The organism is Pseudoalteromonas sp. A41-2, from assembly GCF_015767615.1.
GTDB classification, from domain to species: domain Bacteria; phylum Pseudomonadota; class Gammaproteobacteria; order Enterobacterales; family Alteromonadaceae; genus Pseudoalteromonas; species Pseudoalteromonas lipolytica.
The window spans coordinates 2,192,529-2,206,835 of sequence record NZ_CP065231.1; the positions used below are offsets into that span (position 1 = coordinate 2,192,529).

Genomic DNA, 14,307 nt, shown 5'->3' on the forward strand with positions numbered 1-14,307 from the left:
ACCAAGCTTAGAATTAGTTTTTCTTATGCGTCGATTATAGCGATACAAATAAAAAAAGGCGACCTTGGTCGCCTTTTTCGTCATTAAATACTCATTAATACTGAGTATTCTATAAATCGCTTGCGCTGGTGTCTAACGGTGCAAAGCTTTTAATTAAATCATCAACCGCTTTCATTTGTGTTAAATACCCTTCAAGCTTACTTAATGCAAGGGCGCAAGGGCCATCACATTTTGCTTCGTTAGGGTTAGGATGCGCCTCAATAAACAGACCCGCAATACCTAATGCCATACCACTGCGAGCAAGCTCTGCCGCTTGCGCACGACGACCATCAGCCGAATCAGCACGGCCACCCGGGCGTTGTAACGCATGCGTTGCATCAAAAATAACCGGAGCCATTGGCTTCATGTCATCCATACCAAGCATATCAACAACAAGGTTATTGTAACCAAAACTTGTACCACGTTCACACAGCGCCACATTATTGTTGCCTGCTTCATTAAATTTCTTAATGATATGACGCATTTCGTGCGGTGCTAAAAACTGTGGTTTTTTCACGTTAATAATTGCGCCTGTTTTCGCCATCGCGACAACTAAATCAGTTTGGCGTGCTAAGAAAGCAGGTAATTGAATAACATCAACTACCTCTGCCACTGGCGCAGCTTGATGTGGCTCATGCACGTCGGTGATGAGTGGCACGTTAAACGTTGTTTTAATTTCTTCGAAGATTCTTAACCCTTCTTCCATCCCCGGGCCACGATAAGAGTTAATTGATGAGCGATTTGCTTTATCAAATGACGCTTTAAAAACATACGGGATATTTAGCTTCGAGGTTACTTCGACGTAGTGCTCAGCAATGCGCATTGCTAGGTCGCGAGACTCAAGCACGTTCATACCACCAAACAACACAAAGGGTTTGTCGTTCGCTAATTCAATCTCGTTGATTTTAATTAACTGGTTGTTCATTTTTTATTCCTTAAGGTGCAACAGCTTGCAGCATTAATCCACAAATATATGCCATATAGGTTCCGACACCATAGCCTAAAACTGCCAGTAAAACACCAACAGGGGCAAGTGATGGATGAAACGCTGAGGCAACTACGGGCGCTGATGCTGCCCCGCCTACATTCGCTTGAGACCCAACAGCCATATAAAATAAAGGCGCTTTAATTAATTTCGCTACAATCAGCATTAAGCTTGCGTGTGTCAACATCCAGATCACACCCAAAACAAAGTACATTGGCGAATCAAAAATAGCCGTAATATTCATGTGAAGACCAATTGATGCCACCAAAATATATAAGAAGCTTGAAGCCACTTTTGATGCACCAAATGCTTCGATATGACGTACTTTAGTAAACGATAAACTAATCCCGATTGTCGTCGAAATTACAATTAGCCAAAAGAACTTACTGTTTAAACTATATTCTTGTGCCCATGGGAAGTTAGCGCCAAAATACGGCCCTAAAAAGTCCGCACAAAAATGCGCCAAGCCCGTTATACCAAAGGCAATCGCAATAATGGTCATGTAATCATTAAGTGTTGGCATACGTGCATGTTCAGCATGATAGGCTTCAACACGCTCTTTAAGCTCTTCAATTGCACGGGTGTCTGCCCCCGTTTTGGCATCAATTGCTTTGTGATTAGCAGCCATCAGTAACAGTACAGCCATCCATAAGTTAGCCACAATGACATCAACCGTTACCATTGCCGAGAAAATATCCCCACCAACTTCAAACATTTCTTTCATTGAGGCCTGATTAGCGCCCCCGCCTATCCAGCTACCTGCGATAGTTGTCATACCGCGCCAAACCGCATCGGGGCCATGACCACCAACGGCTTCAGGATAGACCGCGCTCATCACTAAAATCGCTAACGGACCCCCAATCACAATCCCCATGGTACCGGTTAAGAACATGATTAACGCTTTCGGACCAAGGTTTAAAATGGCTTTTAAATCAATGCTAATGGTTAACAGAATTAAACAAGCCGGTAATAAGTAGCGAGATGCTACAAAATAAACATTCGACGAGTGACCATCAACAATCCCAAAAGTATTTAATAACGAGGGTAAAAAGTAGCACAGCAGGAGTGCGGGTACATATTTATAAAATTTTCGGCATGCCGCATTATTACTGTGTGAGGTTTTAAAGATAAACCCCAAAATAACGGCAAGCAAACCAAGTACGACTGCGTCATTGGTAATAAGCGCACTGTGGGCGTCAGTCATAAATGTTCCTTTAATTTAGTGGTGTGTATTATTGTTATCTTCGATTTCAGCAATTTGATGCTGAATGATCTCTATGGCCGGATCGTCTGGGCATTCATTAATAAAATACTGCAAATCGTCACGGGCCATTTTAGGGCAATCTAATTGATTAAGCAGGTACCCTCGGTCACGGCGTTCATAGGGGTCATCACCGAGTAGTTCCATTAACATGTCAACGCAATGAAGGGCATGACCAAACTTGCTCTCGCTGATAAACGACCACTTTTGCTGTGCTAAATACAGCTTATAAAGCTCTTCTTCAAAAATTAGCTCAAGTGGTTCTTGTTCATCACCATTCTCTTCACAGGCATTTTCGGGGGTAATATACCAACTTTGCTGACCCGTACTTGGCTCAATTAAATAGCCCTCTTCTTCGCTTATTGCGACATGAATATGAACTTCACCTTGACTTAAAGTCACTGTGGCATCAAATTCAGCGTGCTGTAATAAGTGACAAAGTAATATCGCCAGTGTGGTTTGTGTACCACTACGCATCGTAATGGTGTAGCTAAAGCTGTTTAACGTGTACTCAGGCACTTTTAGGCTTGAGGCACTGAACAACCATTGCTGATAAAAGGTATCAAGAAGTTTATCTAGACGCTCGTGTGACTCTTTAAATTCAGTACAAAGTGCTGATACGGTATCTTCAAACTCATTTAATGTGTCATAACAAGCAGTTAAATCTACCTGTGTGTCCCACGTTAATTCAGCATCGATACAACGATAAAGCACGTTTGAAGAAAATGCGTCAAAGGCCTCATCTTGATAGGATTCATTGTGATCTTCAAACCAAGGGGTGGTCATTTATACTGCAACATCTCTTTCGAAAACGAGAGGCTAGTTTACCTACTTTTAGCGTCAGTTGCCAATCTTGAAAAGAGAAAGCGAGCAGCGGTATAACAGTTAACAGTCGATATACCGCGTTTCAATGTTTACAGGATAAAAGCGTTCTTTGCAGAGGCGAGATAACCAATCGCAAGTAAAATGAAGGTTGTCACAACAAGTAAAATGACACGTGCCGATTGTGAGCTTTGTCTGGCTGCAACAATTCCTAAAGCGATATAGGCAATCACTAAAATAATTTTTTCAAGCAACCACGACTGCTCTAGCGGGTTAAACCCAGCCATTACAATCAATGCAACAGCAGAAACCAACAACAACGTGTCGATACTATGACTGCCAATAAAAACGATTTTATTCTTTGCTAATGTGGCTGTTTTTAATCGCGAAAAAGAGCGAACGTAAAATAAAATGATACTCAACACAGCGAGTAACATGTGAGTGTGTTTAACTGCTAAATAATCCATATGCCTCAATTCTAATTGTCATTAATCTGGGTAGCGTACAAGTACGTCTTCTATTTCTTTAATGCGTTGATTAAACACATCTATTAACTTTGGATCAAACTGTTTTCCTTGCTGAGCGTTTATCTCTTTTACAACATCTTCAAGAGACCAAGGCTCTTTGTAACAACGCTTGTGTCGTAGTGCATCAAACACGTCGGCCAGTGCAACAATGCGCCCAGCAATCGGGATATCGTCCCCTTTTAAGCCTGCAGGATAGCCTGTGCCATCCCAACGCTCATGGTGAGATAACGCAATAACAGCCCCTGTGTTAACAATATCACGTGACGAGTCTTTTAATATTCGGTGCCCCTTTTCTGCATGCTGTTTCATGATTGCCCACTCTTCATCGCTGAGTGGCCCTGGTTTATTGAGAATAGCGTCGGGTATCCCAACCTTTCCAACATCATGAAGAGGAGCTGCATGTCGAATTAATTCAGCTTCGCGCTTTGGTAATCCATAGCCCACAGCCAATTCGTAGCAAATGTGCGACACACGTTTTACATGGTTTCCTGTTTCGGTAGAGCGTTGTTCAAGCGCTTCACTTAATCTAAACACCAGTTCTTGTTGAGTTGCTTCTATTTCAGCCTGAAGCTGAACGTTTTCATAAGCAAGTTGCACGTTTTGTGAAAATATCTCGATGAGGTGGCGCTGTGTATCGGATAAGTGCTTTGGAATACCCGAAATAAACAGCATAGAATTATGATTGTATTCACTGCTGCAATACGCAAATAGGTAGTTTTCACGGTAAACGATGGTTTTTTCTCTTAGCGCTTCCTGACAAGCTTGTAGCTGCTCTTCATTGAGCACCTCTTCAATCGCTTTGCCTTCGCTGCGTTCAAACTCACCTTTGCCTGAGAATACAACGAGCTTTTTCTGGTTATCGAGCGGGTTACTTGCCACCAGACTCGTAGCATACACGGCTTGCTCTACTGTACCGAGCAATGAGGTGAGTTGTTGCATCACCCCTTCAATAAAGTGCTCTAATGAATGAGTAGAAAAAATATCACGCGATGCTTTTATAATTTTTTCAAGGCCTTGGCGTGATTGCTCTATAGATAAGATATCGCGATACGAACGCAAACTCGACATCACCACTGTAAAGAGCTTTTGTGCTGTCAGCTCTGTCTTAGATTTGTAATCGTTAATATCATAATTAACGATTACTTGTCTTTCCGGTGCCTGACCGGGTTGGCCCGTACGAAGAATAATACGAATATGATTGTTCTTTGCAGTTTCACGAATATATTTTGCAACCCGCAGGCCAGCATCATCGGTTTCCATTACTACATCGAGTAACACGATGGCTGCATCTGGGTGCTGCTCTATTAATTGCTTTGCCTCTTCACCTGAGTAAGCACTAATAAATTCAAGACGTTTGTCTTGGAATTCAAAGTCACTGAGCGCAAGCTTTGTTACGGCATGTACTTCTGGTTCGTCATCAACGACGATGACTTTCCAACTACCCTGAACCACTTCTGATACATCATCAAGTGCTTCATCCGAAAACAAAAAATCATCCATTGTTTGGGACCCTCAAAGGCTATATGCGCACATTGTTCTGTTATTTTATTTAGGCCATTGTGCTAACGTTACACGGTCATTACCGCCAAGATCTTTAACTGTAAGTATATGGCTATACGACATTTGTGCAAAAAATTCTTGAACTTTAACACTTTGTTGGTAGCCATGTTCAATTAAAAGATAGCCATTTGTTGCTAAATAGTCACGTGCCATTGTAATTATTTGCTTAATATCAGCCATGCCATCATCATCAGCCACCAAGGCTGACAAGGGCTCAAAACGCACGTCACCTTGGCTCAAATGTTCATCATCGTATTCAATGTACGGTGGGTTACTAACAATCAGATCAAACTTTTTATGGTTTACAGCGCTAAACCAATTACTTAAAGCAAAAGTGGCGTTGTTAATATTAAGTCGTTGTTGATTCTCGTTAGCAAGCGCAACGGCTTCGGGTACTCTATCAACCCCTAATACTTGCCAATTAGGCATTTCACTGGCGAGTGCAAGTGCAATTGCCCCCGTCCCGGTTCCTAAATCGAGCACGTTTGCAGCATGGGGTAATTCAAGCCCCAGCGCATACTCAACCAGCGTTTCCGTATCAGGACGAGGTATCAAAGTAGTAGCATTCACCTTTAGTGGCAAACTCCAGAATTCTCTAATGCCGGTGATATGCGCGACAGGTTCACCTTGCAAGCGACGCTGGCATGCACGATTAAACTCAGCTTCTTGCTGTTCCGTTAGGTGTTTTTCAGGCCAACTAAATAAGTAACTACGGGGTTTGTCGAGAATAGAAAGTAGAAGGGCTTGCGCGTCTAGTTTCGCGCTGTCGCTGCTAGGCGTTAATAACGCCGTCGCAGCAATCAGTGCTTGTTCTATGCTTTGTGGCACGATTATTCATCGCCCATCGCAGCAAGTAAATCAGCTTGGTGTTCTTGCATTAGGGGCTCGATAACACAGCCTAAATCACCTGCAACAACTTCATTTAAACGATACAGTGTTAAATTAATACGGTGATCAGTAATACGACCTTGCGGGTAATTATAAGTACGAATACGCTCTGAACGGTCACCACTGCCCACTAGATTACGACGCTCTGATGCTTCAGCCGCTTGGCGTTTTTCATCTTCAGCTTGTTGTAAACGTGCACCAAGTACCGACATCGCTTTCGCACGGTTTTTATGTTGTGAACGCTCATCCTGACATTCAACGACCACACCCGTTGGAAGGTGGGTAATACGAATTGCTGAGTCAGTTTTATTTACGTGCTGACCACCGGCACCCGACGCACGGAATGTATCGACTTTAATATCTGCAGGGTTAATTTCGATAGCGTCTGCCTCAGGCACTTCTGCCATAACCGCAACGGTACACGCCGAGGTATGAACACGGCCTTGCGACTCAGTTTCTGGTACACGTTGAACACGGTGCGCCCCTGATTCAAACTTAAGCTGGCCGTACACGCCTTCACCCGAAATATGTGCGATGACTTCTTTATAGCCACCGTGCTCACCTTCGTTGGTGCTCACTATTTCGACTTTCCACTTTTTAGTTTCTGCGTAGCGGCTGTACATGCGGAATAAATCGCCCGCAAAAATAGCGGCTTCATCGCCCCCCGTGCCTGCGCGCACTTCTAAAAAGACGTTGTTATTGTCTTTCGGATCTTTTGGTAGCATTAAGATCTGAATTTCATCTTCTAATGCAATAATTTGTGCTTTTGCTTCTTTATATTCTTCTTGCGCCATTTCGCGCATCTCAGGATCAGAGTCTTTTAGCATTTCTTCTGCTGCAGCGACATCATCTTGTGCTTGCTGGTACGCTAAAAACGCTTTAACAATTTCTTCTAATTCTGAATATTCTTTAGATAAGGCACGAAAGCGATTTTGATCGCTGATCACAGAGGGGTCGCTTAGCAGCGCTTGCACTTCCTCATAACGCTCGACTAAGGTTTCTAACTTTCTATAAACAGACTCTTTCATTTAACGGCTATTCCTGATCAATACCTAACATTTTCTTTAATTGACTTAACTCAGCGGCTTCACCATTTTTAGCCGCATCTTGAATAGCACGGGTAGGTGCGTGCATCAAGCGGTTGGTCAGTTTGTTTGCCAACTCGAGTATCACTTTTTCTGCGTCTTTGCCTGCTTGCAGCTGGCCAAGTGCTTTTTCGACAAGTTCTGATTTAATATCTTGTACATCATTTCGATACAGACGAATAATATCGACCGAATCGAGAGAGCGCAGCCACATGACAAATTCATTGGTGCGCGCATCAATAATTATTTGCGCTTGCTGCGCCGCTTGTTCGCGCGCGGCGATATTCTCGCTCACTATCGCTTGTAAGTCATCTACTGAATACAAATAGGCCGCATCTAATTCGCCTACTTGGCTCTCAATATCCCGAGGGACAGCAATATCAATAAACAGCATGGGCTTGTGACGACGTTTTTTTAAAGCCTGCTCAACCACCCCTTTACCAATAATTGGCAAAGTACTCGCGGTAGAACTAATAACAATATCGGCACCGTGGAGACGCTCAGGTAGTTGCGCCAAAGCGATAACATCAGCGTCAACTTCGACAGCTAAACTTTTTGCACGCTCGATGGTGCGGTTTGCCACCGTGATTTTTTGCGGATCATTTTGGTATAAATGTTTAGCCACCAGTTCAATGGTCTCACCTGCCCCAATCAGCAATACGTTGGTTTTATCTAACTTACCATAAATATGCTTGGCTAAATTAACAGCAGCATAAGCCACGGATACCGCACTGGCACCAATGTCTGTCTCTGTGCGAACTTGCTTTGCTACCGAGAACGTTTTTTGAAACAAGCGGTCAAATGTCACACCAATGGCATCATGCGTTTTTGCATTATGGTAGGCTTGCTTTATTTGCCCCAAAATTTGTGGCTCACCCAATACCAAGGAATCAAGGCCGCACGACACACGCATTAAATGATTAATAGCCTGCTCGCCCTCATGATAATAGGTGTTACTGCTCAGTTCTTGTTCATCCAAACCATGGAAACTGGCTAACCAGTGCAACAGTGTTTGGGAATTACGCTCAGCAAGGCTACAATAGATTTCGGTTCGGTTGCAGGTCGAAACAATAACCGCTTCATTAAAATGCGCATGGCCACTTAATTGTTGTAACGCCTCAGACATTTGCTCAGGCGAAAACGCGACTTTTTCGCGTAATTCTACGGATGCGGTTTTGTGATTTATACCAAGTGCTACGATGGTCATATGTACCAAATATTGCTAAGCCCAGCTGTAAAGGCATTAATTTTACCAAAAATCAGCGGAATATGGAAAGTAAGGAACGACATTTGATTAAACAATATTTGATTTTATTCATGTTTTTTTTATTTATCAGTGGTTGCGCCCAAAAAACATCAACGATTGACTACGTTTACCCTGATTGGAAAACCCGCCTTGATCACCATGCCAAGTGGCAAGTACAAGGAAAAATTGCCTTTATTAGTTCAGAGCAACGTCAATCAGCTAACGTCAATTGGCAACACGACGAGTTACACAGCAACATGATCTTAACCAGTTTTATCGGTACCCGTATTTTGTCGTTAAAACAAAATACATATGGCGCTGAAATTGAATACGACGGTGATGTTTACACAGACCGCGATGCCTCCTTATTACTTTACCGGCTGACGGGTTTCACTATTCCGCTCGATAACGCGGCGACATGGCTCAAAGGGACCGCTAACAACGAACACACCCAATTTGACGAACTCAATCGCTTAACAAGTCTAATTTGGCACGCTGAAAACGGCCAGCAATGGCAAATCACCTATTCTCACTATATAAAACAAGATGGCTATTGGCTTCCAACAAAGCTGAGCCTTAAAAACCCGCAAATTCGTATTAAAATTCAACTTAATGATTGGCAGTTTAATTAATCATGACAGAAACTTCGCACGCTCCGCTCACCTTAATAGCACCCGCAAAACTAAATCTGTTTTTACATATTAATGGTCGTCGTGAGGATGGCTATCACGAACTCGAAACCCTGTTCACGTTTTTAAATTTTGGTGACGATTTAACGTTTTCACTCACTGATGACCGTAAAATTACCGTCACGGGTGACACACAAGGCATTCCTACTCACGACAACCTCATATATAAAGCCGCATTTTTATTGCAACAACATTGTCAGTGCCAGCAAGGTGTAAACATTCATTTAGTTAAACGCTTGCCTATGGGCGGCGGTGTTGGTGGTGGCTCATCAGATGCGGCAACCACCTTACTGGCACTCAATAGATTATGGAACTGTAATCTGTCATTGGCTGAATTAGCACAGCTAGGAGTCACACTTGGCGCTGATGTGCCCGTGTTTATTAATGGTCATACCGCAATTGCGCATGGCATTGGCGAGCAATTACATAATGTTGAATTAACCCCAGGTTGGTTCTGTGTTGTGCATCCTGGCGAGCATGTGAGTACGGCAGAAATCTTTACTCACCCTGATTTAAAACGCGACACAGCCAAGCTAAAAGCTGATTGGCAAACAGAAAATTTACGCAATGATTGCGAGCCTTTGGTCAAAAAGCTCTGCCCCGAGGTTGAAAAAGCCCTCCAGTGGTTGCTAAAATACGCTCCGTCAAAGATGACTGGCACGGGCGCTTGCTGCTTTGCTGAGTTTTCAACTCAGGCCGAGGCAGAACAAGTTTTAGCTCAGTTGCCAGAAAAGTGGACAGGTTTTGTAGCAACTAGTGCTACACTTTCTCCTGCTCATACAGCATTAAATGCTCACTTTGAAATGAAGTAACGTACAAGTAAATGTAAAAGTTAACCTGCTTTGGTGCCTACCAAAGCCTGTTAGTCCCAAAATTCAGTGCCTGAGGAACCCTACCGTGCCTGACATGAAGCTCTTCGCTGGTAACGCAACACCTGAGCTAGCTCAAAAAGTTGCAAAACGTTTGTATATTGAATTAGGCGATGCTGTTGTTGGCCGTTTTAGTGACGGTGAGATCAGTGTTCAAATTAATGAAAATGTTCGTGGCTCTGACGTTTTCATCGTTCAATCAACCTGTAACCCTACTAACGATAACCTAATGGAACTTATCGTTATGGTTGATGCCCTACGTCGTGCGTCTGCTGGACGTATTACTGCAGTAATCCCATACTTTGGTTACTCACGTCAAGATCGTCGCGTACGTTCTGCTCGTGTGCCAATCACAGCTAAAGTCGTTGCAGATTTCCTATCAAGTGTAGGTGTTGACCGTGTTCTAACGGTTGATTTACACGCTGAACAAATTCAAGGTTTCTTCGATGTGCCGGTTGATAATGTATTCGGTAGCCCAGTGCTATTAGAAGACATGAAAGAACGCGACTTCGATGACGTTGTTGTTGTTTCACCCGATATCGGTGGTGTTGTTCGTGCTCGCGCAATCGCGAAGCTATTAAACGATACAGACCTTGCTATCATCGACAAGCGTCGTCCACAAGCTAACGTTTCACAAGTAATGCACATTATTGGTGACGTTGAAGGTCGCGACTGTATCATCGTAGATGACATGATCGACACAGGCGGGACACTGTGTAAAGCGGCAGCTGCACTTAAAGAACATGGTGCTAAGCGTGTATTTGCATACGCAACTCACCCTGTACTTTCTGGCAACGCAGCTGAAAACATCCGTGAATCGGTCATCGACGAAGTGATTGTTACTGACTCAATTCCACTGTCTGATGAGCTTAAAGCACTGGATAAAATCAAAGTGCTTACGCTTGCAGATATGCTTGCTGAAACAATTCGTCGTATCAGCAACGAAGAATCTATCTCAGCGATGTTTGAACACTAATAAACACGCAGTGATAGCCAAAAAGCACCGTCTAGGTGCTTTTTTTGTGGTCGTTATTTATTTTCCCTCAAAGTGGTGGTATGATAGCGCGCCTTTTGGCTGGGGACCTTGGTCGCAAAGGCCCTAAGACTTTTAATTTTTGGAGACATTATGTCAACTTATACATACAATGCAGAATTACGTACAGAAACAGGTACTGGTGCGAGCCGCCGCCTACGCCGTGAAGATAAAGTTCCTGCAATCCTTTACGGTGCTGACAAAGAAGCTGCATCAATCGTTCTTGCACACAAAGATATGATTAAAGCGCAAGAAGACGAAGGTTTCTACACGCACATCCTTACTTTAAACATTGGCGGTGAGTCAGTTGAAGCTATCCTTAAAGATATTCAACGTCACCCGTTCAAGCCTAAGATCACTCACTTAGACTTCCAACGTGTAGATGCTTCTCACAAACTTCACACTAAAGTGCCAGTACACTTCATCGGTGAAGAGAAAGTAACTAAAGCAGGTAACACTGTTGTTCACCAATTAACTGAAATCGAAATCACGTGTCTTCCTAAGTCACTTCCTGAGTTCGTTGAAGTTAACGTTGCTGATTTAGTTGCAGGTGATTCAATCCACCTTTCAGACCTTAAACTACCTGCAGGTGTTTCATCTGTTGAGCTAGCTAAAGGTGCAGACCACGATCAGTCAATTGTTACTGTAAAAGCTAACAAAGCTGCTCCTGCTGAAGAAGCTTCAGAAGACGCTGCAGAATAATTTTTAAGGTGTACACACCTTGAATTCTATTCAAATGCTTGTGGGCCTGGCTAATCCAGGCCCCGAATACGCAAATACACGCCATAATGCAGGTGCTTGGTTCATTGAAGAACTCGCAGCACGCTATAACTGCACACTCAAACACGATCCTAAATATCACGGCCTCACTGGCAAAGTGATCATTCAAGGCCAAGAATTTAAATTACTGATCCCAACTACTTACATGAATTTAAGTGGTAAGGCGGTGAGTAGTCTCGCTAATTTCTTTAAAATCCCTGTTGAGAACATTCTCGTAGCGCACGACGAAATGGATCTTGATCCCGGCATTGCTAAACTAAAAAAAGGTGGCGGCCACGGTGGTCACAATGGTTTAAAAGATATTATTGCGAAAATGGCAAACCAAAAAGATTTCATGCGCCTTCGTATCGGTATTGGTCATCCGGGTCACCGAGAAATGGTGACAGGCTGGGTACTTGGTAAAGCCGCTAAAGAAGATCAAGAAAAAATGGATGCCGCTATTGATGAGGCAGTTCGTTGTATGGAAATTCTTGCAAAAGATGGTGTGTTAAAAGCACAAAACAGACTACATTCATTTAAACCTTAATCCGTTTTAATGAAATTACACAAGGTATCTTACTATGGGTTTTAAATGTGGCATCGTTGGCTTGCCAAACGTTGGTAAATCAACATTATTTAATGCACTAACTAAAGCGGGAATTGAAGCCGCTAACTTCCCTTTCTGTACCATCGAGCCGAACACAGGTGTGGTACCGGTGCCTGATGCACGCTTAAATGCATTAGCCGAAATCGTAAATCCGCAACGCATTTTACCAACAACGATGGAATTCGTTGATATTGCAGGCCTTGTAAAAGGCGCTTCAAAAGGTGAAGGTTTAGGTAACCAGTTCCTTGCGAATATTCGTGAAACTGATGCAATCGGTCATGTAGTGCGCTGTTTTGAAGACGAAAACATCGTTCACGTTGCCGGCACTATCGACCCTGCTGACGATATTGATGTCATTAACACCGAATTAGTACTGGCTGATATGGACAGCGCTGATAAAGCAAGTTTCCGTAATGCGAAAAAAGCCAAAGGTGGCGATAAAGATGCAAAAGAACAAAACGCTGTTCTCGAAAAAGTAAAAGCACACCTTGATGAAGGTTTAACGTTACGTTCTTTAGAACTAACAAAAGAAGAAAAAGCAGCTATTAAGCCTTTAAACTTCTTAACAATTAAACCAACAATGTACATCGCAAACGTGGCAGAAGATGGTTTTGAAAATAATCCATACCTAGACAAAGTGCGTGAAATCGCAGCTGCAGAAGATGCGGTTGTTATTCCTGTCTGTGCGGCTATCGAATCAGAGCTATCTGAGCTTGAAGAAGAAGACAAGCTTGAGTTTATGGCTGACTTAGGTCTTGAAGAGCCGGGCCTTAACTTAGTGATCCGTGGCGGGTACGAATTACTTAAATTACAAACCTACTTCACAGCAGGCGTAAAAGAAGTACGTGCATGGACAATTCCTGTCGGCGCAACAGCACCACAAGCGGCAGGTAAAATTCATACTGATTTCGAACGTGGCTTTATCCGTGCACAAACTATCGCTTTTGATGATTATATTGAGTTCAAAGGTGAAAGCGGTGCGAAAGAAGCAGGTAAAATGCGTCAAGAAGGTAAAGAGTACATCGTGAAAGACGGTGATGTTATGAACTTCTTATTTAACGTATAAGTTGTGTAGCACACTCTATTTAAAAGGCTCGTTATCACGAGCCTTTTTTGTTTTCTGAATTGACACCACGACGCGCAGGCTATTTTTAGCGCTGTAAACAGAGCCATTTTATCTATTTGCTCTGTGTATAGTATTCTACTCCTATCACTGTAAATACGTTTATGTGTTATAAAAACTCTCAACAAAATAGTTTTTAAATTTACACACTTAATTTTTGTATGAAAATCAAACAGATTAAAAGTGGGCTTTTATTAGCAACAATACGTAATATACTTTTAGTGTTGTCTTTGTCTGTCAAAAAAACAGCAATTTAAATAAAATTTAGCCGCTTAGCTTAATTTTAATGCAAACAAACCCTGTTAAGCGTTTTTTTGCAAAAAAGGTGTTGACGGATTTAGGTCATATCAGCATAATACGCCCCGCACTCAGCGATGAAGTGCTAACAAAAAAGATGGCTAAGTAGCTCAGTTGGTTAGAGCACATCACTCATAATGATGGGGTCACAGGTTCAAATCCCGTCTTAGCCACCATTCTTTTGTTGCTCAATGAAGAGTTAAAAATAACTACCAGTGTTTTTTAAACACAAAATGCGGGAGTGGCGGAATTGGTAGACGCGCTGGATTTAGGTTCCAGTAACTTCGGTTGTGAGAGTTCAAGTCTCTCCTTCCGCACCATGTTCTGATAAGAACTAAAATTATCAAATTTTTGTTGGGATATCGCCAAGCGGTAAGGCAGCAGGTTTTGATCCTGCCATTCCCAGGTTCAAATCCTGGTATCCCAGCCACAATGGCTAAGTAGCTCAGTTGGTTAGAGCACATCACTCATAATGATGGGGTCACAGGTTCAAATCCCGTCTTAGCCACCATTCTTC

The 14,307-nt window shown here is 42.8% G+C and carries 14 protein-coding genes and 4 tRNA genes; 10 read left to right on the forward strand and 8 right to left on the reverse strand.

All coding sequences use genetic code 11. The annotated features are described in order from the left end of the window. Positions 1-109 precede the first annotated feature (109 nt). The 8 genes from kdsA to hemA all read right to left on the reverse strand — a co-directional run bounded on the left by kdsA (position 110) and on the right by hemA (position 8,374). The gene (gene kdsA / locus IT970_RS09980; RefSeq protein WP_036967432.1) at positions 110-964 is read right to left on the reverse strand and encodes a 3-deoxy-8-phosphooctulonate synthase; all 855 of its coding nucleotides are present in this window, start codon (positions 962-964) and stop codon (positions 110-112) included. 10 nt (positions 965-974) lie between these two features. Then, positions 975-2,228: a DUF819 family protein gene (locus IT970_RS09985; RefSeq protein WP_036967429.1), complete on the reverse strand. Its 1,254-nt coding sequence runs from the start codon at positions 2,226-2,228 to the stop codon at positions 975-977. A gap of 15 nt (positions 2,229-2,243) precedes the next feature. Next, positions 2,244-3,071 (reverse strand): tetratricopeptide repeat protein, encoded by an 828-nt coding sequence (locus IT970_RS09990; protein ID WP_196857290.1) that lies wholly within the window; start codon positions 3,069-3,071, stop codon positions 2,244-2,246. 128 nt (positions 3,072-3,199) lie between these two features. Next, a complete protein-coding gene (locus tag IT970_RS09995; protein ID WP_074989267.1) occupies positions 3,200-3,574 on the reverse strand; it encodes a SirB2 family protein in 375 nt (124 codons plus the stop codon). Between the two features lie 21 nt (positions 3,575-3,595). Continuing rightward, positions 3,596-5,134, reverse strand: coding sequence for a DUF3369 domain-containing protein (locus IT970_RS10000; protein ID WP_180310936.1), 1,539 nt, complete (start codon positions 5,132-5,134; stop codon positions 3,596-3,598). A gap of 45 nt (positions 5,135-5,179) precedes the next feature. Further along, positions 5,180-6,022, reverse strand: coding sequence for a peptide chain release factor N(5)-glutamine methyltransferase (gene prmC / locus IT970_RS10005; RefSeq protein WP_196857291.1), 843 nt, complete (start codon positions 6,020-6,022; stop codon positions 5,180-5,182). Between the two features lie 2 nt (positions 6,023-6,024). After that, positions 6,025-7,110: a peptide chain release factor 1 gene (gene prfA, locus IT970_RS10010; RefSeq protein WP_182395087.1), complete on the reverse strand. Its 1,086-nt coding sequence runs from the start codon at positions 7,108-7,110 to the stop codon at positions 6,025-6,027. A gap of 7 nt (positions 7,111-7,117) precedes the next feature. Beyond that, positions 7,118-8,374: a glutamyl-tRNA reductase gene (gene hemA, locus IT970_RS10015; protein ID WP_196857292.1), complete on the reverse strand. Its 1,257-nt coding sequence runs from the start codon at positions 8,372-8,374 to the stop codon at positions 7,118-7,120. 110 nt (positions 8,375-8,484) lie between these two features. On the opposite strand from hemA, the gene lolB reads away from it, so the two are divergent. The 10 genes from lolB (at position 8,485) to IT970_RS10065 (ending at position 14,301) form a co-directional block, all read left to right on the forward strand. Next, positions 8,485-9,045, forward strand: coding sequence for a lipoprotein insertase outer membrane protein LolB (gene lolB / locus IT970_RS10020; protein ID WP_231387273.1), 561 nt, complete (start codon positions 8,485-8,487; stop codon positions 9,043-9,045). A 2-nt stretch (positions 9,046-9,047) separates the two neighbouring features. Further along, on the forward strand, positions 9,048-9,914 hold the full coding sequence (gene ispE, locus IT970_RS10025; RefSeq protein WP_036967407.1) for a 4-(cytidine 5'-diphospho)-2-C-methyl-D-erythritol kinase: 867 nt from the start codon (positions 9,048-9,050) through the stop codon (positions 9,912-9,914). Between the two features lie 85 nt (positions 9,915-9,999). Further along, a complete protein-coding gene (locus tag IT970_RS10030) occupies positions 10,000-10,947 on the forward strand; it encodes a ribose-phosphate pyrophosphokinase (protein ID WP_036967404.1) in 948 nt (315 codons plus the stop codon). 150 nt (positions 10,948-11,097) lie between these two features. Then, complete coding sequence (locus IT970_RS10035; RefSeq protein ID WP_036967397.1) at positions 11,098-11,706, forward strand: 50S ribosomal protein L25/general stress protein Ctc; 609 nt, start codon at positions 11,098-11,100, stop codon at positions 11,704-11,706. Positions 11,707-11,725: 19 nt separating this feature from the next. Further along, positions 11,726-12,310, forward strand: a complete 585-nt coding sequence (pth, locus tag IT970_RS10040) for an aminoacyl-tRNA hydrolase (RefSeq protein ID WP_036967395.1) — start codon at positions 11,726-11,728, stop codon at positions 12,308-12,310. A gap of 34 nt (positions 12,311-12,344) precedes the next feature. Next, complete coding sequence (gene ychF / locus IT970_RS10045; RefSeq protein WP_036967393.1) at positions 12,345-13,436, forward strand: redox-regulated ATPase YchF; 1,092 nt, start codon at positions 12,345-12,347, stop codon at positions 13,434-13,436. 453 nt (positions 13,437-13,889) lie between these two features. Next, positions 13,890-13,966 (forward strand) — tRNA-Met (locus IT970_RS10050). A gap of 59 nt (positions 13,967-14,025) precedes the next feature. Further along, positions 14,026-14,110 (forward strand) — tRNA-Leu (locus tag IT970_RS10055). Between the two features lie 35 nt (positions 14,111-14,145). Then, positions 14,146-14,220: transfer RNA gene (locus tag IT970_RS10060), tRNA-Gln, on the forward strand. A gap of 4 nt (positions 14,221-14,224) precedes the next feature. Then, positions 14,225-14,301, forward strand: a tRNA-Met gene (locus IT970_RS10065). Positions 14,302-14,307: the final 6 nt, after the last annotated feature.

What these genes read in the sequence shown, in the direction of transcription:
- hemA (WP_196857292.1), bottom strand. Translation starts at nt 8,374, where the DNA reads ATGACCATCGTAGCACTTGGTATAAATCACAAAACCGCATCCGTAGAA.
- ychF (WP_036967393.1), top strand. Translation starts at nt 12,345, where the DNA reads ATGGGTTTTAAATGTGGCATCGTTGGCTTGCCAAACGTTGGTAAATCA.
- IT970_RS09990 (WP_196857290.1), bottom strand. Translation starts at nt 3,071, where the DNA reads ATGACCACCCCTTGGTTTGAAGATCACAATGAATCCTATCAAGATGAG.
- prfA (WP_182395087.1), bottom strand. Translation starts at nt 7,110, where the DNA reads ATGAAAGAGTCTGTTTATAGAAAGTTAGAAACCTTAGTCGAGCGTTAT.
- ispE (WP_036967407.1), top strand. Translation starts at nt 9,048, where the DNA reads ATGACAGAAACTTCGCACGCTCCGCTCACCTTAATAGCACCCGCAAAA.
- IT970_RS09995 (WP_074989267.1), bottom strand. Translation starts at nt 3,574, where the DNA reads ATGGATTATTTAGCAGTTAAACACACTCACATGTTACTCGCTGTGTTG.
- lolB (WP_231387273.1), top strand. Translation starts at nt 8,485, where the DNA reads ATGTTTTTTTTATTTATCAGTGGTTGCGCCCAAAAAACATCAACGATT.
- IT970_RS09985 (WP_036967429.1), bottom strand. Translation starts at nt 2,228, where the DNA reads ATGACTGACGCCCACAGTGCGCTTATTACCAATGACGCAGTCGTACTT.
- IT970_RS10000 (WP_180310936.1), bottom strand. Translation starts at nt 5,134, where the DNA reads ATGGATGATTTTTTGTTTTCGGATGAAGCACTTGATGATGTATCAGAA.
- IT970_RS10035 (WP_036967397.1), top strand. Translation starts at nt 11,098, where the DNA reads ATGTCAACTTATACATACAATGCAGAATTACGTACAGAAACAGGTACT.
- kdsA (WP_036967432.1), bottom strand. Translation starts at nt 964, where the DNA reads ATGAACAACCAGTTAATTAAAATCAACGAGATTGAATTAGCGAACGAC.